The sequence below is a fragment of the Streptosporangium sp. NPDC001559 genome (assembly GCF_042893955.1).
Lineage (GTDB): Bacteria > Actinomycetota > Actinomycetes > Streptosporangiales > Streptosporangiaceae > Streptosporangium.
Map to the genome: position 1 here is coordinate 205463 of NZ_JBIAVG010000002.1, position 19489 is coordinate 224951.

Below are 19489 nucleotides of genomic sequence, written 5' to 3' on the forward strand. Positions count from 1 at the left end.
ACAAATCGTGATATGTCCGACACTTGGTGAAGTCGGGGTCGGAAGCAGGTGAACCTCGTGGCCTCCACGCCCGAGAGGTGTCACTGATGCTACGAAAGCAGTTGATCCATGGGCGTGGGGGAATAAGTGCTTGATTGAGAGTGATAGTCACATAAGTAGTGACAACCTCAACGAAAGGACACCCCCCGAGTGGCGAGCAAGGTGACCTCCGCCGTCATGCGTCAAGGGTTCCGCGTCCTGGGGGTGGCCATCCGGTCCGAGAGAGGGGTCTTCGCCGTCGCGGTCCTGTCAAGCGCCGTCTACGGCGTCACGACGGTCGCCTCCGCGTGGGCTCTCGGGTGGGCCACCCAGAACCTCGTGCTTCCCTCCCTCGCCGAGGGCCGGGTCGCGGACGGCGCGCTCACCGCCGCCGTCCTCCTCATCCTCGGTGTCGCGCTGTTCAAGGCGATGGGCGTCGCGGGACGGCGCTACTTCGCGGGCGTCATGCAGTACCGGATGCAGGCGCGCTCCCGCAGGGAGGTCACCCGCCAGTACCTCAGGCTCCCCCTGGCCTGGCACCACAAGCACCCGACCGGCCAGCTGCTGTCCAACGCCAGCGCCGACGCCGAGGCCGCCTGGGCGCCGCTCGCCCCGTTGCCGATGGCCGTCGGCGTGGTCGTCATGCTGGTCACCGCGGCCGTGGCGCTGGTGGCCACCGACCCGGTCCTCGCCCTGGTCGGGTTCCTGATCTTCCCGGCCATCGCCGTGCTCAACTTCGTCTACCAGCGCAGGCTCAGCCCACTGGCCACCAGGGCTCAGCAGCTGCGCGCCGAGGTGAGCGAGGTCGCGCACGAGAGCTTCGACGGAGCCCTGGTCGTCAAGACCCTCGGCCGTGAGGACGAGGAGACCGCCAGGTTCCGCGCCGGAGCCGAGGAACTGCGCGACGCCAACATCGCCGTCGGCCGGGTGCGAGGCCTGTTCGACCCCCTGCTCGAGGCGCTGCCGACCCTGGGCGTGCTCGCCGTGCTGCTGGTCGGCGCGGGACGTCTGGAGAGCGGGGCGATCACCCCCGGCGTGCTGGTCCAGGTCGCCTACCTGTTCACCCTGCTGGCCTTCCCCATCCGAGCCCTCGGCTGGGTCCTGGCCGAACTGCCCCGTGCCGTCGTCGGCTACGAGCGGGTGCGGGCCGTGCTCGACACGACCGGCTCCATGGAGTACGGCTCGGCGACCCTGACCGGGGAGAAGCCCGCGGGCCTGCGGGTACAGGGCCTCGGCTACTCCTACGGGGACTCCGCGGTGCTGCACGAGGTCGACCTCGACATCCCGCCCGGCCGTACGGTGGCGCTGGTCGGGCCGACCGGCTCGGGCAAGTCCACGCTCGCCCAGACCTTCGTCCGCCTGGTCGACCCGGGGCGAGGGGCCGTTCTCATCGACGGGATCGACCTGCGCGAGGTGGCCCGCGGCGGAGTCAGCGAGGCGGTGGCGCTGGTGCCGCAGCAGACCTTCCTGTTCGACGACACCGTGCGGGGCAACGTCACCCTCGGCCTGCCCGTGGGAGACGAGGACGTCTGGGCGGCGCTGCGCCTGGCCCAGGCCGACGGCTTCGTCAGCGCCCTGCCCGGAGGGCTCGACACCAAGGTCGGCGAGCGGGGCACCTCCCTGTCCGGGGGACAGCGCCAGCGCCTGGCCCTGGCCCGCGCGCTGGTCCGCCGCCCCAGGCTGCTCGTCCTGGACGACGCGACCTCCAGCGTCGACCCCCAGGTCGAGGCCAAGATCCTGCAGGGCCTGCGGGACACCGCCCAGGCCTCGACCGTGGTCGTCGTCGCCTACCGGATGGCCACCATCGCCCTGGCCGACGAGGTCGTCTACCTCGAACACGGCAGGGTGACCGACCAGGGTCCGCACGAGCTGCTGCTCACGAGGTGCAAGGGGTACCGCAACCTGGTCACCGCCTACGAACGTGAGGAGGCCGAGCGCGAGGCGCTCGACGCCGAGGAAGCCGAGAAAGAGGAAGAGGTCAGCGCGTGAGTTCGCTCCACGGCGTCGAAAGGTCGGCGCTGGCCACCGTACGGCACGGCCTGTCGCTGACACCGGAGTTCCGCAAGGGGATCGCCGGGACGCTCGCGCTCGCCGTGCTGGCGACGATCGGCAAGGTCATCGTCCCGATCGCCGTCCAGCAGACCATCGACACGGGACTGAAGGGATCGGTCCCCGACCTGCCCTACATCCGCGGCGCCGTGCTGCTGTGCGCGGCGGCCGTCGTGCTCACCGCGCTGTGCGCCTACCTGATGAACGTGCGTCTGTACCAGGCGACCGAGTCCTCCCTCGCGACCCTCAGGACACGCGGCTTCCGGCACGTGCACGACCTGTCGGTGCTCACCCAGAACTCCGAGCGGCGCGGCGCCCTGGTCTCCAGGGTCACCGGGGACGTGGACCAGATCAGCGTCTTCATGCAGTGGGGCGGGCTGATGATCATCATCGCCATGGGCCAGCTCCTCGTCGCGACCGTGCTGATGTTCGTCTACTCCTGGCAGCTCGCCCTGACGGTCTGGCTGTGCTTCCTGCCGCTCATGATCGTGCTGCCGCGCTTCCAGCGGTGGCTCTCCGGCGCCTACACGCAGGTGCGCGAGCGCGCGGGCGACATGCTCGCCGCGGTCGGCGAGTCGGTCGTCGGGGCGGCCGTGATCAGGGCCCACGGCTCGGAGGCCCGCACCGCCGAACGGCTGGACGTGACCATCGAGGCGAACAAGGCCGCGCAGGCCCGCACCCAGCGCATCGTCGCCACGGTCTTCCCGGTGACCGAGATCGTCGCGGCGCTGGCGACGACCGCGGTCGTGCTGATCGGTGTGCGGCTGGGCGTGGCCGGCGACATCACCGCGGGGCGCCTGATCGCCTTCCTGTTCCTGATCACGCTGTTCGTCTCGCCGTTGCAGACCGCGACCGAGATGCTCAACGAGGCGCAGAACGCCATCGCCGGCTGGCGCCGCATCCTCGGCGTGCTCGACACGCCGCCGGACGTCGCCGACCCCGGCGAGGACGGCGTCGAGCTGCCGCGCGGTCCCATCTCCGTGTCCTTCGAGGAGGTCGGCTTCTCCTACCCGGGTGGCGCGCCGGTGCTGACCGGCGTCACGGTGAACATCCCGCCGCGCTCGCGGATCGCGGTCGTCGGGGAGACCGGCTCGGGCAAGACGACCTTCGCCAAGCTGCTGACCCGCCTGATGGACCCGGTCACGGGTCAGGTCACCGTCGACGGGCACGACCTGCGCGGGGTCCGTTTCTCCTCGCTGCGCGAGCGCATCGTCATGGTGCCGCAGGACGGTTTCCTGTTCGACGGGACCCTGGAGGAGAACATCCGTTTCGGCCGTCCCTCGGCGACGAGCGAGGAGATCCTGCTCGCCCTGACCGAGCTGGGGCTGGCCGACTGGCTCGAAGGACTGCCCGAGGGCCTGGCCACCCCGGTCGGCCAGCGGGGAGAGTCCCTGTCCGCGGGGGAGCGCCAGCTCGTCGCCCTGGTCCGCGCCTATCTGGCCGACCCCGACCTGCTGCTGCTCGACGAGGCCACCTCCGCCGTCGACCCGGCGACCGAGGTACGGCTGGCCCGCGCGCTGGACGGGGTGACGCGGGGCCGTACCGCGGTCTCCATCGCCCACCGCCTGTCCACCGCGGAGGCCGCCGACGAGGTGCTGGTCTTCGACGGGGGCCGCATCGTCCAGCGCGGCCCGCACGCCGAGCTGGTCGGCGAGCCCGGCGTCTACGCGGACCTGCACGCCTCCTGGGTCTCGGCCGCCAGATCCTGACCACGGGTTCCCGGGCGGCGGCGCGCCGCCGCCCGGGGCCGTCACTTCGCCGTCTGCCTGGGCAGGCCGGGCGGGTTGACCAGCGACTCGGGGATGGCCTCGTTGGAGAGGTTCCAGCGCTTGAGGACCTCGCCGTACTTGCCGTTCCTGATGAGTTCGTTGATCGCGGCGTTGAGCGGTTTGACGAGGCCGTTGTCCTTCTTGGTCATGGCCGCGATCAGGCCCTGCAGGTCGGGGCCCGCGCCCGAGACGGTGCCGACGATCTTGGTGTCGCCGCCGACGGCGTCCTGGTAGGCGAGGGAGGGGTTGGGGCCGAAGTAGGCCTCGATGCGGCCCGACTTCAGGGACAGCAGGGCGTCGACGTACTTCTGGTAGTTCTGGATCTGCGCGGGCTTCAGGCCCGCCTTCTGGTTCTGCGTGTCCCAGTCGACCAGGATCTTCTCCTGGTTGGTGCCCGAGCCGACCGCGACCCGGCGCCCGGCGATGTCCGAGGGCTGCTTGATCGAGGTGATCGGGCTGTTCTTCGCCGTCTGCCAGGCGAGCTGGTCGACCCGGTAGGTGGCGAAGTCGTAGATGTCCTTGCGCTCCTCGGTCACCGTGACGTTGTTGAAGGCCACGTCGTACTTGCCGGACTTCACCGAGAGGAACAGGTTCTCCCAGGAGGTGACCTCCTCCTTGGCCTTCAGGCCGAGGACGTCGGCCACGATGTGGGCGATGTCGGTCTCCACGCCGATGATGGTGCGGTCGTCGTCGGCGAGGAAGGTCAGCGGCGGCGCGCCGTCCCCGCTGAAGCCGACGACCAGCTCACCCTTCGCGCGGATCGCCTCGGGCACCTGGGCGGCGATCGCGTCGACCTTCTCCGCCTGGATCCGGTTCTGCTGCGGAGAGATGTTGATCTTCGAGCCGCCGGTTCCCGCGGGGGCGGAGGCCTGCTCCGCGGGCTTGGCGTCGCTCTGGGGAGCGGCGGAGGTGGTCCCGGTCGAGCCGCAGGCGGCGGCGAGCAGAAGCGGGGCGGTGAGGAGGGCGGGCTTGAGCCTGGAGAGGAACGACATTTCAGTCCTGTTTTTCTGGGAATCGCAGAGAGGGGTTGTCACGGATCAGAGGACCTTGCTGAGGAAGGAGCGGGTCCGTTCGTGCCGGGGGGAGTCGAGAACCTGGGCGGGCGGACCCTGTTCGACGACGCGTCCGTCGTCCATGAAGACGACGGTGTCGGCCACCTCGCGGGCGAACCCGATCTCGTGGGTGACGACGATCATGGTGGTGCCGCTCCTGGCGAGGTCCTTCACCACGTCGAGCACCTCGCCGACCAGTTCGGGGTCGAGCGCGGAGGTCGGCTCGTCGAAGAGGATGACCTTCGGCTCCAGGGCGAGCGCACGGGCGATGGCGACCCGCTGCTGCTGCCCTCCGGACAGCTGCCCGGGGTAGGCGTCCTTCTTGTCGGCCAGGCCGACCCGGTCGAGCAGCCGTACGGCCAGCCGGTGCACCTCGGCCCTGGGCCTTCGCTGCGCGGACAGCGGCGCCTCGACGATGTTCTCCAGCGCGGTCAGGTGCGGGAAGAGGTTGAAGTGCTGGAAGACGAACCCGATCCGGGTCCGCTGCCGCAGGATCTCGCGTTCGCGCAGTTCGTAGAGCCTGTCGCCGGACTGCCGGTAGCCGACCAGCTCACCGTCGACGCGCACCGATCCGCTGTCCACCTTCTCCAGGTGGTTGACGGTGCGCAGCAGGGTCGACTTGCCGGAGCCCGAGGGGCCGAGGATCACGGTGACCTCACCCCTGGCGACCCGCAGGTCGACGCCGCGCAGGACCTTCAGGGGGCCGAAGCTCTTGTGCACGCCCCGCAGATCGACCATCACGGCGCTCATCTGCGACCCCTGGCGTAGTGACGTTCGACGTAGTACTGCGCGACGGACAGCACGGAGGTGATGATCAGGTACCAGACGGTCGCGACCAGCAGCAGCGCGATGACTCTGCCGTTGCGGCTGTAGATCACCTGGATCTGGTAGAAGAGCTCGGGCAGGGCCATGATGTAGACCACCGAGGTGCCCTTGACCAGGCCGATGATCTCGTTGCCCGCGGTGGGCACGATCGAGCGCATGGCCTGCGGAAGGACGATCCTGAACAGTTGCCTTCTCCAGGGGATGCCCAACGCGGCGGCGGCCTCGCGCTGGCCCGGGTCGACCGAGAGCAGCCCCGCCCTGACGATCTCGGAGCAGTAGGCGGCCTGGTGCAGCCCGAGCCCGAGCACGGCGGCGGTGACCGGGCTGATCAGGTCCATGGTCCCGATGTCGAAGAAGGAGGGGCCGAACGGAACGCCGAAGGAGATCCGCTGGTACAGCAGCGCCAGGTTGTACCAGAACAGCAGTTGCAGGATGAGCGGGATCGACCGGAACAGCGCGACATAACCCCAGGCGACCGAGGACAGCAGCGGGTTCCTCGACAGCCGCATGATCGCGAGCACGGTGCCGAGCAGGAAGCCGATGCCGATGCCGAGCGCGGTGAGCTGGAGCGTGAACAGCACGGCGTGCAGCACCGAGGGCGCGAACAGGTACTCCCCGACGACGTTCCAGTCCCAGGCGGGGTTGGTGATCAGCGCGCTCGCCGCCATGGCGAGCAGCACGCCGACCCCCGCCGCCGCCGCCCACCGGCCGGGATGCCTGGTGGTGACGACCCGCAGCGCGGGCGGGACGTCCGGGCCGGCCGTCCCGGCGTCCGTGTCGTCCTGCGGCCGGGTCTCGACCGCGGGGCGGCTCACCGGCCCGCCAGACTGGTCGCCGGGTGCTGCCGGGACTCGGCGGCCTCACGCTCGCGGTCCCGCTTGGCCACCTCCTCGCGGACGATGGGGATGACGTGACGGCCGAAGTCGGCGGCGTCCTCAAGCAGGTCGTAGCCGCGCGCGGACAGGATCTCCACGCCGAGGTCGTAGTAGTCGAGCAGCGCCTGGGCCACGGTTTCGGGGGTGCCGACCAGGGCGGTGGAGTTGCCCGCCCCTCCGGTGGCCGCGGCGGTCGGGGTCCACAGCGCGCGGTCGTACCTGTCGCCCCCGGCGGCGATCGCGACGAGCCGTTGTGAGCCCGCGTTCTCCGGGGCATGGCCCGCGGGCAGCCGCCGGGGGGAGACGCCACGCGACTTGATCGCCTCAAGCGTGCGGGCCGCCTTCTCCCAGGCCTTCTCCTCGGTCGGTGCGATGACGGGCCGGAAGGCCACCTGGAACCTGGGCAGGTCCCTGCGTCCCGACGCGAGCGCCGCGCTCCTGACCGCGGCGATCTGCTCGGCGGTCTGGGCCAGCGGCTCGCCCCACAGGCAGTAGATGTCGGCCTCGGCGCCGCCCGCCGCGTACGCCGCGGGAGAGGAGCCGCCGAAGGAGACCAGCGGACGGGGCTGCTGCACGGGGAAGACGTCGGACAGGAAGTCGTCGAAGCGGTAGTGCTCTCCCTCGTGGGAGAAGGGCGTCCTGGACGTCCAGCCCTTCTTGACGATCTGGATGTACTCCCGGGTGCGGGCGTAGCGACGGTCCTTGGACAGGCGGTCGCCCTCGCGGGCCTGCTCGCGGTCGTTGCCCCCGGTGATGAAGTGCACGGTCAGCCTGCCGTCGCTGATCTGGTCGAGCGTGGCGAAGGACTTCAGGGCGAACGTCGGGTAGGAGACGTTCGGCCGGTGGGCGAGCAGGAGCTGTATCCCCTCGACCTGCCCGGCGACGAGGGCGGCCACCTGCGCGGGGTCCGGCGAGCCCGAGCCGTAGGCGAACAGGATCCGGTCCCAGCCGTGCTCGTGGTGGGCCCGCGCCAGCCGTAGCGTGAACTGTCTGTCGAACACGGGCCCGGAGCGGGGTCTGGTCTCCGATCCGTCGTTCGTGGCACCTATGCCTAGGAACTCGACGGGCATGACTGAGGCCTTTCTGGCAGGTCGTCTGGGCGGGGGCGTCCGGAGCGGGGACGGCGGCACGGTGGCGCGCGGCACCGGAGGGGCGCGGCCGGTGCGCGAGGTCAGTGGCGACAGGAACGGGACAGCGCGCGGCACGGCGCGAGGTGACCGCGGACCGCCGGTGGGAGCTCAGCCTGCATGGCCTCACTCCAACACAGGAACTCAATCCCGTCAAGACCTACTGGTTTAGTGGGTTTATTGTCATGGGGGAAGTTGGGGAGGGATGAACAGTGGCCTACAAGTCATCAAATGGGCTGTTCATGTCCTCATGTCGGGGATTAACGTGCTGAGATGGAGGTAAGGGAGCCGCGGGACCACCGCCCGGGCTCCCCGCCCGGGGGAAGCGGGGAAGGACGTCCATGACCGATCTGGTGGGTGAGGAACCCGTGCGGGGCGGCGGCTACCCCGTACTCGACGTGCGCTCCGCCGCGTCCCGCAGTGACCTGCTCGACGAACTGCCGAACCTGCGGGTCCTCGACGACGACGATGACGACCCCGTACTCGTACGGCTGGACGGCACCCCGGTGGACACCTGGCGGGAGAAGTACCCCTATCCGGAGCGGATGGACCGTTCGGAGTACGACAGGACCAAGCGGCTGCTCCAGATCGAGCTCCTCAAGCTGCAGTACTGGATCAAGGACACCGGCGGGCGGCTGCTGATCCTGTTCGAGGGGCGCGACGCGGCGGGCAAGGGCGGCACGATCAAGCGGTTCATGGAGCACCTCAACCCGCGCGGGGCCACCGTGGTCGCCCTGGAGAAGCCGAGCGAGCGTGAGAGCACCCAGTGGTACTTCCAGCGCTACGTCTCCCATCTGCCCGCCGCGGGGGAGATGGTCTTCTTCGACCGTTCCTGGTACAACCGCGCCGGGGTCGAGCGCGTGATGGGCTTCGCCACGCCCGGGGAGTACACGGAGTTCATGGAGCAGGCGCCTGCCTTCGAGCGCATGCTCGTCCGCGACGGCATCCACCTGGTGAAGTTCTGGTTCTCGGTCTCCCGATCAGAGCAGCGCACCCGCTTCATCATCCGCCAGGTCGACCCGGTGCGGCAGTGGAAACTGTCGCCGATGGACCTGGAGTCGCTGGACAAGTGGGACGAGTACACCCAGGCCAAGGAGGACATGTTCCTGCACACCGACACGGAGGAGGCGCCGTGGACGGTGATCAAGAGCAACGACAAGAAGCGGGCCAGGGTCGAGGCCATGCGCTATCTCCTGAGCCGGTTCGAGTACACCAACAAGGATCACGAGATCGTCGGCGAGCCCGACCCCAGGATCGTCGTGCACGCGGCCGACCTGTTCGACGACGACCGCACCCGCTGACCGCCGGACGCGGGACCTCCGCCCAGGTGCGGCACAATTGCCACATGCCCCTTGACCCGGCCATCGCGGCCCGACTGAAGCGCACCGCCGACGGACTGGTGCCCGCCGTGGTCCAGCAGCACGACACCGGCGAGGTGCTCATGCTCGCCTGGATGGACGACGAGGCGCTGCACCGCACGCTCACCACCGGCCGTGCCACCTACTGGTCGCGCAGCCGCCGGTCCTACTGGGTCAAGGGCGAGACCTCGGGCAACGTCCAGCACGTCAGGTCCGTCGCCCTCGACTGCGACGGCGACACGATCCTGCTGAGGGTCGACCAGGTGGGAGCCGCCTGTCACACCGGCGACCGGACCTGTTTCGACGCCGACCGGCTGGCGGTGACCCCGGCGTGAGAGCGGGCCGGGCGCTGTGGACCTGGGTCGCCGCGTGCGCGGCGGGCGCGGGCCTGGTGCTGCTGGCCGCGGGCCGCGACTGGGTCACGGTGAGGTACGGCACGCGCGCCGTACCCGTCTCCGCCGCCGAACTCGCCCCCGCCCTGGCGCCCGCGGCCTGGGCGGCGCTGGCCGCGGTGGTCGCGGTGCTCGCGACGCGAGGCGTGTGGCGCAGGGTCATCGGCGTCGTGATGGCGTTGTGCGGGGCAGGGGTGATCGCCGCGGTGGTCGCCGGAGGCGGAACCGACGCCGGCCTCGCCGCCGCGGCCGGGCACACGCCCATGGCCGCGGCCGCCGAGACGGCGCGGGCCACCGGCCACCTCCTCTGGCCGGTGCTCGCCGGGGCGGGCGGCCTGGTGCTGCTCGCCGGGGGAGCGGTCGCCGCGCTGTGGAGCGGGAACTGGCCCGGCATGTCGGAGCGCTACGAGCGCAGGGGCGCGGCCCGGGGGAGCGAGGCCCTCGCGCGCGCCGGAGCCTCGGGCAGCGGCCGGGCCATGTGGGACGCCATCGACCTCGGCGCCGACCCGACAGCCGACCCCGCCACTGATTCCACCGACGAGCCTGCTGCCGAGCCGGGACGCGACAGGCGCTGAGCCGCGGCGTACGGTCACAACTTGCCCACGGACTAGGCGGCGCACCGCCGCGATGATCTGATTTCGCTAGGATTTCGCCCGCAACGTGTGTAGAGGGAGTAATTCATGAGCTATGGGAATCAGCCCGGCGGCTACGGGCCCCCGCAGGGCGGCTACGGGCCACCCGGTGGGTACGGCACGCCGCCCGGCGGTGGTTACGATCCCTATGGCTACGGAGCGCCGCCGCCCCGAGGCAACAACGGCATGGCCATCGCCGCCCTCATCATGGGCATCGCCGGGCTCTTCGTCTGCGGCGTGACCTCGATCGTGGGCATCGTGCTTGGTCACATCTCGCTGGGCCAGATCAAGCGCACCGGCGAGGAGGGACGGGGCATGGCCATCGCGGGCCTGGTCCTGTCCTACTTCGGTGTCGCCTGCTGGCTGATCGTGCTGGTGGTCTGGCTGGTCGCGATGGGCGTCCTGGCGGGCTCCGCCACCTACGGCTACTAGGACTCCCGGCCGTTCCCCGCCGGGGCGTCGCAGGTCATCCGGCGCCGCCTTGAGTATCGTTGCCGGTGACGGTCTTCGCGGGAGAAGGGGTGCGGGCGGGCAGATGGTGACCGGCGGGGCCGCGAGGGCGGGAGAGCCGAGAGCACGGCGGGTACGGGCCGTGCTGGCGCCGCTCGGCCTGGCCGTGGCGGCGGGCGCGGGAACCCTCCTGGTCGCGCTGGTCGATCCCGGCGAGCCGGGGCACTATCCCACCTGCCCCTTCCTCACCCTCACCGGGCTGTACTGCCCGGGTTGCGGAGGGCTGCGGGCGGTGCACGCCCTCACCCAGGGTGACCCCGCCGCCGCGCTGGGGTTCAATCCGCTCGTCGTGATCATGGCCCCCGTGGTGGTCCTGCTGTGGGGACGCTGGACGTTGTTCTCCTGGCAGGGAAGACGAGATGCCGGAAAAGTTATAAATCCTGCCTATATATGGGCATTTCTTGGTTTAATGATCGTTTTTTGGATAGTGCGGAATGTTCCCTTTGGGGAATTCTTGGCCCCATAGTCACCTATAGGCGTCACCCGGTGGCGGGGCGACCACGGCAAGGCCGATAGCATCGGCGAGACAAGGCAATCGATCGGGAGGGGCCTTACTCGTGAGCGAGTGGAGTGAGCGGACCATGCGCACGGCAGCGTTCGCCGACATGACCTCCGAGTTTCGCGAGGAGGACAGGTGAGCGTGCTGGAGGAGATCCTCGAAGGAGTCCGCGCGGACCTGGCCGACCGGCAGCAGACGGTGTCGCTGGCGCAGCTCAAGGAACGCGCGGAGCGGGCACCCGCCCCCCGTGACGCCTACGCCGCTCTCGGCGGCGACCAGGTGGCGGTCATCGCGGAGGTGAAGCGCTCAAGCCCGTCGAAGGGGGCGCTGGCCGCCATCGCCGACCCTGCCGCGCTCGCCGGTGACTACGAGTCCGGCGGCGCCCACGTCATCAGCGTCCTGACCGAGCGTCGCCGCTTCGGCGGCAGCCTGGAGGACCTGGCCGCCGTCCGCGCCGTGGTCGACATCCCGGTGCTGCGCAAGGACTTCGTCGTCACCGCCTACCAGCTGTGGGAGGCTCGCGCCTACGGCGCGGACCTGGTGCTGCTGATCGTGGCCGCGCTCGAGCAGAACGCGCTGATCTCACTCATCGAGCGGGCCGAGTCGATCGGGCTGGCCCCGCTGGTCGAGGTGCACACCGAGGAGGAGCTCGACAGGGCGCTCGCCGCCGGAGCGAAGATCATCGGTGTCAACGCGCGCAACCTCAAGACCCTTGAGGTCGACCGCGAGGTGTTCGCCAAGATCGCCCCGAAGATCCCGGACGGCATCATCAAGATCGCCGAGTCGGGTGTGCGCGGTCCTCACGACCTGCTCGCCTACGCCAGGGCGGGGGCGGACGCCGTTCTCGTCGGCGAGAGCCTGGTGACCGGCAAGGACCCCAGGGCCGCCGTGGTCGACCTGGTCACCGCCGGAGCCCACCCCGCATCCCGACCAGAGGGACAGTGAGCACGTGACAGTGACAGACGGCATCCTCACCTCCGCGGACCTCGCGGGCAACGGCGTCCACGGCGACGACCCGGACACCGACGGCAAGTTCGGCGTCTTCGGCGGGCGCTACGTCCCCGAGGCCCTCATCCCCGCGCTGGACGAGGTGGCGGCCGAGTACGAGAAGGCCAGGAACGACCCCGCCTTCCTGCGGGAGTTCGACCACCTGCTGCGCACCTACGCGGGCAGGCCGACCACCCTCACCGAGGTTCCCCGCTTCTCCGAGCACGCGGGCGGCGCCCGGATCGTGCTCAAGCGCGAGGACCTGACCCACACCGGCGCCCACAAGATCAACAACGTGCTCGGCCAGGCCCTGCTCACCAAGCGGCTCGGCAAGAACCGCCTGATCGCCGAGACGGGCGCGGGCCAGCACGGCGTCGCGACGGCGACCGCCGCGGCCCTGATGGGCCTGGAGTGCGTGATCTACATGGGGGCCGTCGACTGCGAGCGCCAGGCGCTCAACGTCGCCCGCATGAAGCTGCTCGGCGCCAGTGTCGTCCCGGTGACCAACGGCAGCCAGACCCTCAAGGACGCCATCAACGAGGCCTTCCGCGACTGGGTGGCCAACGTCGACCACACGCACTACCTGTTCGGCACCATCGCCGGACCGCACCCGTTCCCCGAGATCGTCCGCGACTTCGCCCGCATCATCGGCGTCGAGGCCCGCCGTCAGATCCTCGACCTCGCGGGCAGGCTGCCCGACGCGGTGGCCGCGGCCGTCGGCGGCGGTTCCAACGCCATCGGCATCTTCCACGCCTTCCTTGAGGACCAGGACGTCCGGCTGCACGGCTACGAGGCCGGCGGCCGCGGCAAGGAGACCGGCGAGCACGCCCTCACCCTCACCGAGGGCTCCATCGGGGTCCTGCACGGGTCGCGCACCTACGTCCTGCAGGACGACGAGGGCCAGACGATCGAGTCCCACTCGATCTCCGCCGGCCTCGACTACCCCGGCGTCGGTCCCGAGCACGCCTGGCTCAAGGACACCGGACGCGCCGCCTACCACGGCATCACCGACGCCGAGGCCATGGACGCCTTCGCCCTGCTCGCCAGGACCGAGGGCATCATCCCGGCCATCGAGTCCTCGCACGCGCTCGCCGGAGCCCTCAAGCTCGGCCGCGAGCTCGGTCCCGAGGCGCTCATCCTGGTCAACCTCTCCGGCCGGGGCGACAAGGACATGGGCACCGCCATGAAGTACTTCAACCTCTGACGACCGACTTGCTTCCCCTCCGCCCCGCGGAGGGGACGGAGGCCACGACCGACAACGGAACCAACGATGACGACTCTTCAGACGGTGTTCGCCAAGGCTAAGGCGGACGATCGCGCCGCCCTCATCGGATACCTCCCCGCGGGGTTCCCCACGAAGGACGGCGCGATCGCGGCCGCGACCGCCATGGTCGAGGCCGGCTGCGACGTGATCGAGATCGGCCTGCCCTACTCCGATCCGCTCATGGACGGCCCGACCATCCAGGACGCCGTGCACCGGTCGCTGATCAACGGCACCCGCATCGCCGACGTGCTGCGCACGGTCGAGGGGGTGGCCAAGACGGGCGCCGCCACGCTGGTCATGACCTACTGGAACCCGATCGACCGCTACGGCGCCGACCGGTTCGCCCGCGACCTGGCCGCCGCGGGCGGGACGGGGACCATCACCCCCGACCTGACCCCGGAGGAGTCGGGGCCGTGGCGGGAGGCCAGCGCGGGGGCCGGAATCGACACCGTCTTCCTCGTCGCGCCCAGCTCTCCCGAGACACGCATCAAGGCCGTCGCCGACTGCTGTACGGGCTTCGTCTACGCCGCCTCCCTGATGGGCGTCACCGGGGCGCGCGCCACGGTCAGCGAGGCCGCAGAAGGCCTGGTCGAGCGGACCCGCAGGCAGACCTCACTGCCGGTCTGCGTCGGCCTCGGAGTCGGCACCGGCGAGCAGGCGGCCCAGGTCGCCCGCTACGCCGACGGTGTCATCGTCGGCTCGGCGTTCATCCGCCGCCTGCTCGACGCTCCGGATGAGGCCTCGGGCCTGGCCGCGGTCAGGAAACTGGGAGCCGAGATGGCGGCGGGCGTGCGCGCCTGATTCGTCGCCGAAAACCGGGCTTGCCCGGGACACGCCTGAAATCTCATACGACGCGGCCGTCCACACGGGACGGCCGCGTTCCTCGTATGGCGCCGTCCATGGAGCCGGGGCGTCGTCATGCCCGCCGACCTGCGCGGAAGGCTGCGGCGTACCCTGGAAATGCGTACGCTGGAAGCGGCGCATCGGCCCCGGGGGTGCGAGACCTCCCTCCCGGTTCAGTCCGTGCGCTCCCCCCGTTGACCTGAAAACGCCGCGAGGACCGTGCCTCGGCTACGATTTCCCAGTTCAAACAGGCTCGGCCCGCCGATCGCACAGGCGGAGGGACATGGGGGAAACCGGGACGGCCATCGAACCTGGAGGGTGTGTGCCAGTGGCGGACGAGCCGAGGCGGCGGCCACGCCGTCCCCGCCTTCGCGCCATGCCACGCCCGGCAAACGGGAGACCCGAGTTTCGGGACCTTCACGGAGCGCGTTACGGCCGGCCGATTGACTTACCCAACGCTTATCCAGCACGTGATGGGGTTCCTCAGGAACGCGTGTAGCCGCTGACGACGGCCGCGACGCAGGTCCGGAATGGGAGACGATGATGCTCGTGACTTCTGAAAAGCAGGCCCCCCCGAGGTCGCGCAGAGCTAGTTCGACGCTACCCTGGGTGACGACCGTCTCGCGGTTGGTGCTGGCGGGGGTGCTCATTGTCGCAGGTTGGGGCAAGATCGGCACGCCTGTGCTTTCCGTCCAGTCGGTCAAGGCGTACGAACTGCTTCCAGACTCGCTTGCCACGGTGGTCGGCTACGGCCTGCCCATCCTGGAGATCGTCATTGGGGTGTTGCTGGTTGTCGGACTGCTCACCCGCGTCGTGGGCGGCATCTCCGCGCTGCTCATGCTGGCGTTCGTCATCGGCATCGCCTCCGTATGGGCGCGCGGCCTGCGGATCGACTGCGGCTGCTTCGGCGGCGGCGGCCAGCTCAAGCCGGGGGTCGAGCCCGACTACCTCGTCGACATCCTGCGGGACTCCGGTCTCTTCGTTCTCGGCGTGCTCGTCGCCCGGTTCGGCCCGGGACGACTCGCGCTGGACTCCGCGCTCGGGCTTGCCCCTGAGCGGGAGCCGTACGACGAGGTGGACGGCGAGGAGGAACCACGGAAACAGGAGGACCACTGATGGGCAAGGCCGCACGGGAGCACTCGGTGCGTGAGCGGATCAAGGCACAGCGGGAGGAGCAGCGGCAGAAGGAGCGGCTCAAGCGCGTCGCGACGGTGACGACCGTGGTGGTCGTCGCCCTCGGCGCGATCGGGGCCGGATGGTGGTACGCCGCCAACGGCAGCAAGCCCGAGGAGGTCACCCAGGCGCTCGCGCCGATCACCGCCTCCCCGGACGGTTCCGTCGTGATGGCCGTCGCGGGCGTCGAGAAGCCGGTCCTGGACGTCTACGAGGACTTCCAGTGCCCCGCGTGCAGGGCGATGGAGCAGACCAGCGGGCCCACCATCAAGAACCTGGCCGCCGAGGGAAAGGTCAAGGTGGTCTACCACCCCATCACGATCTTCTCGCAGGAGATGAACCAGGGCGTCACCAGGGGTAACTCCCTGCGTGCCGGGGCCGCCTCCCGGTGCATCCCCGGAGGGACCCCGTGGTCGAAGTTCCACGACAGGCTGTTCAAGGAGCAGCCCTCCGAGACCGTCGAGGGCTTCAAGGTGGACGACATGGTCGACTGGGGCAGAGACGCAGGGGTCACCGGCTCGGCCTTCGCCACCTGCGTGACCACCCAGCAGAAGGCCCAGGAGCAGATCGACTACAGCACCAGGACCATGCAGGGCGCCAAGCTCAGCGGCACCCCGACGTTGAAGATCAACGGAACCGAGATCGGCAACGACGTCGCGTTCAAGCCCGCGGATCTCCGTAAAGCCGTTCTCGATGCCGCCAAGTAGCCCGCGACACGGTAACGTCACCTGACATGCCCCTCGCCTCGATTCCCAGCCCCTCGCAGGGGGTCTGGTACCTCGGTGTAATCCCCATCAGGGCCTACGCGCTGTGCATCGTGCTCGGCGTCATCGTCGCCGTCGCCATCGGCGAGCGCCGCTGGCGCGCCCGTGGGGGAACGCCGGGCACCATCGTCGACCTCGCCGTCTGGGCCGTGCCGTTCGGCCTGGTCGGCGGGCGTCTCTACCACGTCATCACCGACTGGCAGCTCTACTTCGGTCCTGACGCCCCCCACACGCCCATCGAGGCGCTCTACATCTGGAACGGGGGGCTGGGCATCTGGGGGGCCGTCACCCTGGGGGCGCTGGGCGTCTGGTTCGGCTGCCGCAACCGGGGGATCTCGGTGTCCGCGGTCGCCGACGTCGTGGCCCCGGCCATCGCGGTCGGCCAGGCCATCGGCCGGCTGGGCAACTACTTCAACCAGGAGTTGTTCGGCAGCCCGACGAACCTGCCGTGGGGCCTGGAGATCGACCCCGACAAGCCGGGCACGATACCGGGGGTCTCCACCTACCACCCCGCCTTCCTGTACGAGATGGTGTGGGACCTGGGCCTGGCCCTCGTGCTGGTCTGGGCGGGCCACAGGTTCGCCCTCAGGCACGGCCGGTTGTTCCTGCTCTACATCGCGGGCTACACCCTGGGCCGGTTCTGGATCGAGGGGCTGCGCATCGACACCGCCCACCACATCCTCGGCCTGCGGCTCAACCAGTGGACCTCCATCGTGCTGTTCGTCGCGGCGCTCGTCTGGTTCTGGAGCACCAGGAACAAGACCGGTGAGGAGCGGGTCGTCGGGGTGACGCAGGACCAGGAGGCCGACCATCCGGCCGACCCCGCGCACGCCGCCGACCAGGCCGACGAGCACGAGACCGCGCCGCGGGCGGAGTCCGAGGACGACCGGCCCGCCGATTCCGCACCCCCCTCGGGGCAGGACGGCGGGCAGGACGGGCAGGATGGAAAGGCGGAGCTCGTGTCCGCCTTCGCCCAGACGGGCGAAGAGACCGACCCCGCCCACGGGTCCGACCAGGCCGACGAGGCCGAGACGGCCGTGGCCGACGGCGAGCGCACGGCCGGGGAGAAAGGCACGGCGTGAGCCGGGCTCCCCGCTGAAGGAACCAGGCGAAGAAAGAGGAACGATGAGTCAGGGCGGCGCCCAGGAGCGCGCCGAGATCCACCACGCCCACCGGGATGTCAACGGCGGCTGGCTGCGGCCCTCCGTCTTCGGGGCGATGGACGGGCTCGTGTCGAACTTCGCACTGATCGCCGGTGTCGCGGGCGGCACGACGAGCACCAGGGTCGTCGTGCTGGCGGGCATCGCGGGCCTGGCGGCGGGGGCGTTCTCCATGGCGGGTGGCGAGTACGTCTCGGTCGCCAGCCAGCGGGAGCTCGCCGTCGCCGAGATCGACGTCGAGCGGCGCGAGCTGGAACGCAATCCCGAGGCCGAACTGCGCGAACTCGCCCAGCTCTACGAGTCGCGCGGCGTCCAGCCCGAGCTGGCGGCGGAGGTGGCCAGGCAGATCTCCCTCAACCCCGACAAGGCGCTTGAGGTGCACACCAGCGCAGAACTCGGCGTCACCCCGGGGGACCTTCCCTCGCCGAAGATCGCCGCGGTCTCCTCGTTCCTGTCCTTCAGCGTCGGCGCGGTCCTGCCGCTGCTGCCGTACCTTCTCGGGGTCACCAGCCTGGTCGGTTCCGCGATCGTCTCGTGCCTGGCGCTGTTCGGGGCGGGGGCACTGGTCTCCAGGGTCACCGCGCGCAGCTGGTGGTACAGCGGGCTGCGCCAGCTCGGCGTCGGCGCGCTCGCCGCGCTCCTGACCTTCGGTCTCGGCCACCTGCTGGGCGGGGGCGGCCTGTGAACGCGCCCACCCCCCAGGCCCCGACCCCGCCGCGCAGGCGCCGCCGCGGCTCGTCCAGGACGGCGCAGTCCGTGGACGGCGGCAGACTGCGGGAACTGGGGCTGAGCCGCCTCCAGCAGCGACTGCTGATGATCGGCGGCTCCGTCGTCGGAGTGATCGTGACCGCGGTCGTCCTGGCCTTCGTGATCTCCGCGGTCGGCAACGACTTCGTCCCCGAGCGGGCGACCGCCGCCGCCATCGTGACCCAGCCGAGGCCCGACACCTACAAGGGGTGGAACTCGCCGAAGCTGTTCGCGCCCATCGAGCGGAACACGGCCGACCCGGCGCCGCTCACCCTCAAGGAGATCTTCCCCGTCAGGACCCTCAAAGAGGGCGCGATCACACTGAAGCTGGGCGCCACCAAACTCGACGCGACCTGCTCGGCGGCGGTCTGGGGGCAGGAACTGGCCGACCAGCTCACCAGGTCGGGCTGCACCCAGGCGCTGCGGGGCACCTACACCAGCGCGGACGGCCGCTACACCGCGCAGTACACCCTGTTCAACCTGCGTGACACCGCCGCGGCCAACGAACTGGTCCAGTCCCTGACCGCGGGCTACCGGGGAGGCTGGCCGCAACCGCTGGGGCAGGGCGGCAGGGCGCCGTTCTCCTCCTCCGGTTACAGCGAGGGCAGCGGCAACGCCATGGGCCACTACGCGGCCCTGGTTTGGATCGGCCGCGCAGACGGTGCCGATCCCGGCGAGAAGGACGACTTCGTCTCCCTGTCCCTGGCGGTCAGGGGCGCGGAGAGGGCCGTTTTCCGTCGTGTCGTCGCGGTGAAGCCCGCCGCGTCCCCCTCGTGACCCCACGGACAGTAGGCTCATCGGTCATGCGTAAGTGGATCATCGCCGTCGCCGTCGTGGCCCTCGCCGCCGCGGGGACGGCGGTGTTCCTGTGGTCACGGGCGGGTACGGAAACCCAGCGTCCGGCGACCTTCAGGGCCGAGCGGACCACGGCGCACTACGACCCCATCGCCACCCGGGCCGCCGATCCCGGCCCGCTGACCGTCGCGGAGGTCTTCCCCACCGGTTCGGTGAGTGCGGGCGGCGTCACGCTCACGCGCCAGGGCACCGAACAGCTGACCGACTGCGCCTCGGCGGTCTGGGGCGGGGCACGGGAGGCCGTGGCCGGATGCACCCAGGTGTTGCGCGCCCGCTACGCGACCCGTGACGGCCGGGTCCTCGGGCAGTTCGTCGTCTTCAACCTGGCCGACTCCGCCGCCGCCGACCGGCTCGTCGGCGCGCTGGGCCGTGACGGCTTCGTACGGCCGGTCCCGGGTACTCCGGAGGGCTTCCAGGGGGCCGCGGGCTGGGCACAGGCCCGCGCCCTCGGCCACTACGTCACCGTCAGCTGGGTCGCCCCCGCCGGGAACACGGGGGAGGGGGCGGGTAAGACCGACCTGACCTACCCGCAGGTGGCCGTCGACAGCCCCAGCCTGCTGCTCCAGCACCGCCTGGTGCGCTGAGGGCGC

Annotated in this window: 20 protein-coding genes; 16 read left to right on the top strand and 4 right to left on the bottom strand. The window is 70.4% G+C overall.

What is annotated here, in order from left to right; genetic code table 11:
• Positions 1 to 216: 216 nt before the first annotated feature.
• Both ACFYY8_RS05000 and ACFYY8_RS05005 read left to right on the top strand, forming a co-directional pair.
• Positions 217 to 2007 carry an ABC transporter ATP-binding protein gene (locus ACFYY8_RS05000; protein ID WP_390037253.1) on the top strand — a complete coding sequence of 597 codons (1791 nt, stop codon included), beginning with the start codon at positions 217 to 219 and terminating at the stop codon, positions 2005 to 2007.
• On the top strand, positions 2004 to 3776 hold the full coding sequence (locus tag ACFYY8_RS05005) for an ABC transporter ATP-binding protein (RefSeq protein WP_390037255.1): 1773 nt from the start codon (positions 2004 to 2006) through the stop codon (positions 3774 to 3776). The genes ACFYY8_RS05000 and ACFYY8_RS05005 overlap by 4 nt, the downstream gene beginning before the upstream one ends.
• 41 nt (positions 3777 to 3817) lie before the next feature.
• Here ACFYY8_RS05005 and ACFYY8_RS05010 read toward each other — a convergent pair whose 3' ends face one another.
• The 4 genes from ACFYY8_RS05010 to ACFYY8_RS05025 are packed head-to-tail and all read right to left on the bottom strand — an operon-like array spanning position 3818 to position 7589.
• On the bottom strand, positions 3818 to 4828 hold the full coding sequence (locus tag ACFYY8_RS05010; protein ID WP_390037257.1) for an ABC transporter substrate-binding protein: 1011 nt from the start codon (positions 4826 to 4828) through the stop codon (positions 3818 to 3820).
• Positions 4829 to 4873: 45 nt separating this feature from the next.
• Entirely contained in the window at positions 4874 to 5638 is a 765-nt protein-coding gene (locus ACFYY8_RS05015; protein WP_390037259.1) for an amino acid ABC transporter ATP-binding protein, read from the bottom strand.
• Positions 5635 to 6528: an amino acid ABC transporter permease gene (locus tag ACFYY8_RS05020; RefSeq protein WP_390037261.1), complete on the bottom strand. Its 894-nt coding sequence runs from the start codon at positions 6526 to 6528 to the stop codon at positions 5635 to 5637. The genes ACFYY8_RS05015 and ACFYY8_RS05020 overlap by 4 nt, the downstream gene beginning before the upstream one ends.
• Positions 6525 to 7589, bottom strand: a complete 1065-nt coding sequence (locus ACFYY8_RS05025) for an LLM class flavin-dependent oxidoreductase (protein ID WP_390037264.1) — start codon at positions 7587 to 7589, stop codon at positions 6525 to 6527. Before ACFYY8_RS05025 ends, ACFYY8_RS05020 begins: the two co-directional genes overlap by 4 nt.
• A gap of 467 nt (positions 7590 to 8056) precedes the next feature.
• Between ACFYY8_RS05025 and ppk2 the strand changes: the two genes are divergently transcribed.
• From ppk2 to ACFYY8_RS05095, 14 genes are all read left to right on the top strand, one after another.
• Positions 8057 to 9016, top strand: a complete 960-nt coding sequence (gene ppk2 / locus ACFYY8_RS05030; protein WP_390037266.1) for a polyphosphate kinase 2 — start codon at positions 8057 to 8059, stop codon at positions 9014 to 9016.
• Positions 9017 to 9060: 44 nt separating this feature from the next.
• Positions 9061 to 9408 (top strand): phosphoribosyl-AMP cyclohydrolase, encoded by a 348-nt coding sequence (gene hisI / locus ACFYY8_RS05035; RefSeq protein WP_390037268.1) that lies wholly within the window; start codon positions 9061 to 9063, stop codon positions 9406 to 9408.
• Positions 9405 to 10040: a Trp biosynthesis-associated membrane protein gene (locus ACFYY8_RS05040; protein WP_390037270.1), complete on the top strand. Its 636-nt coding sequence runs from the start codon at positions 9405 to 9407 to the stop codon at positions 10038 to 10040. The genes hisI and ACFYY8_RS05040 overlap by 4 nt, the downstream gene beginning before the upstream one ends.
• Positions 10041 to 10145: 105 nt before the next feature.
• A complete protein-coding gene (locus ACFYY8_RS05045) occupies positions 10146 to 10529 on the top strand; it encodes a DUF4190 domain-containing protein (RefSeq protein ID WP_390037272.1) in 384 nt (127 codons plus the stop codon).
• Between the two features lie 103 nt (positions 10530 to 10632).
• Positions 10633 to 11073 carry a DUF2752 domain-containing protein gene (locus tag ACFYY8_RS05050; protein WP_390037274.1) on the top strand — a complete coding sequence of 147 codons (441 nt, stop codon included), beginning with the start codon at positions 10633 to 10635 and terminating at the stop codon, positions 11071 to 11073.
• Between the two features lie 168 nt (positions 11074 to 11241).
• Complete coding sequence (trpC, locus tag ACFYY8_RS05055; RefSeq protein WP_390037276.1) at positions 11242 to 12051, top strand: indole-3-glycerol phosphate synthase TrpC; 810 nt, start codon at positions 11242 to 11244, stop codon at positions 12049 to 12051.
• Between the two features lie 22 nt (positions 12052 to 12073).
• Positions 12074 to 13297: a tryptophan synthase subunit beta gene (gene trpB / locus ACFYY8_RS05060; RefSeq protein WP_390038002.1), complete on the top strand. Its 1224-nt coding sequence runs from the start codon at positions 12074 to 12076 to the stop codon at positions 13295 to 13297.
• A 66-nt stretch (positions 13298 to 13363) separates the two neighbouring features.
• Positions 13364 to 14158, top strand: a complete 795-nt coding sequence (trpA, locus tag ACFYY8_RS05065) for a tryptophan synthase subunit alpha (protein WP_390037278.1) — start codon at positions 13364 to 13366, stop codon at positions 14156 to 14158.
• A 651-nt stretch (positions 14159 to 14809) separates the two neighbouring features.
• Positions 14810 to 15316, top strand: coding sequence for a DoxX family protein (locus ACFYY8_RS05070; RefSeq protein WP_390037280.1), 507 nt, complete (start codon positions 14810 to 14812; stop codon positions 15314 to 15316).
• Entirely contained in the window at positions 15316 to 16080 is a 765-nt protein-coding gene (locus ACFYY8_RS05075; RefSeq protein WP_390037282.1) for a DsbA family protein, read from the top strand. Before ACFYY8_RS05070 ends, ACFYY8_RS05075 begins: the two co-directional genes overlap by 1 nt.
• Before the next feature lie 26 nt (positions 16081 to 16106).
• Positions 16107 to 17219 (top strand): prolipoprotein diacylglyceryl transferase, encoded by a 1113-nt coding sequence (gene lgt / locus ACFYY8_RS05080; protein WP_390037284.1) that lies wholly within the window; start codon positions 16107 to 16109, stop codon positions 17217 to 17219.
• Positions 17220 to 17262: 43 nt separating this feature from the next.
• Complete coding sequence (locus ACFYY8_RS05085) at positions 17263 to 17982, top strand: VIT1/CCC1 transporter family protein (RefSeq protein ID WP_390037286.1); 720 nt, start codon at positions 17263 to 17265, stop codon at positions 17980 to 17982.
• Complete coding sequence (locus ACFYY8_RS05090; RefSeq protein WP_390037288.1) at positions 17979 to 18821, top strand: hypothetical protein; 843 nt, start codon at positions 17979 to 17981, stop codon at positions 18819 to 18821. The genes ACFYY8_RS05085 and ACFYY8_RS05090 overlap by 4 nt, the downstream gene beginning before the upstream one ends.
• A 26-nt stretch (positions 18822 to 18847) precedes the next feature.
• Positions 18848 to 19483, top strand: a complete 636-nt coding sequence (locus tag ACFYY8_RS05095; protein ID WP_390037290.1) for a hypothetical protein — start codon at positions 18848 to 18850, stop codon at positions 19481 to 19483.
• The last annotated feature ends 6 nt before the right edge of the window (positions 19484 to 19489 follow it).

Coding starts and splice junctions, on each gene's coding strand:
- ACFYY8_RS05075 (WP_390037282.1), top strand. CDS start 15,316: ATGGGCAAGGCCGCACGGGAGCACTCGGTGCGTGAGCGGATCAAGGCA.
- ACFYY8_RS05085 (WP_390037286.1), top strand. CDS start 17,263: ATGAGTCAGGGCGGCGCCCAGGAGCGCGCCGAGATCCACCACGCCCAC.
- ACFYY8_RS05045 (WP_390037272.1), top strand. CDS start 10,146: ATGAGCTATGGGAATCAGCCCGGCGGCTACGGGCCCCCGCAGGGCGGC.
- ACFYY8_RS05000 (WP_390037253.1), top strand. CDS start 217: ATGCGTCAAGGGTTCCGCGTCCTGGGGGTGGCCATCCGGTCCGAGAGA.
- lgt (WP_390037284.1), top strand. CDS start 16,107: ATGCCCCTCGCCTCGATTCCCAGCCCCTCGCAGGGGGTCTGGTACCTC.
- ACFYY8_RS05010 (WP_390037257.1), bottom strand. CDS start 4,828: ATGTCGTTCCTCTCCAGGCTCAAGCCCGCCCTCCTCACCGCCCCGCTT.
- ppk2 (WP_390037266.1), top strand. CDS start 8,057: ATGACCGATCTGGTGGGTGAGGAACCCGTGCGGGGCGGCGGCTACCCC.
- ACFYY8_RS05095 (WP_390037290.1), top strand. CDS start 18,848: ATGCGTAAGTGGATCATCGCCGTCGCCGTCGTGGCCCTCGCCGCCGCG.
- ACFYY8_RS05015 (WP_390037259.1), bottom strand. CDS start 5,638: ATGAGCGCCGTGATGGTCGATCTGCGGGGCGTGCACAAGAGCTTCGGC.
- trpA (WP_390037278.1), top strand. CDS start 13,364: ATGACGACTCTTCAGACGGTGTTCGCCAAGGCTAAGGCGGACGATCGC.
- hisI (WP_390037268.1), top strand. CDS start 9,061: ATGCCCCTTGACCCGGCCATCGCGGCCCGACTGAAGCGCACCGCCGAC.
- ACFYY8_RS05050 (WP_390037274.1), top strand. CDS start 10,633: ATGGTGACCGGCGGGGCCGCGAGGGCGGGAGAGCCGAGAGCACGGCGG.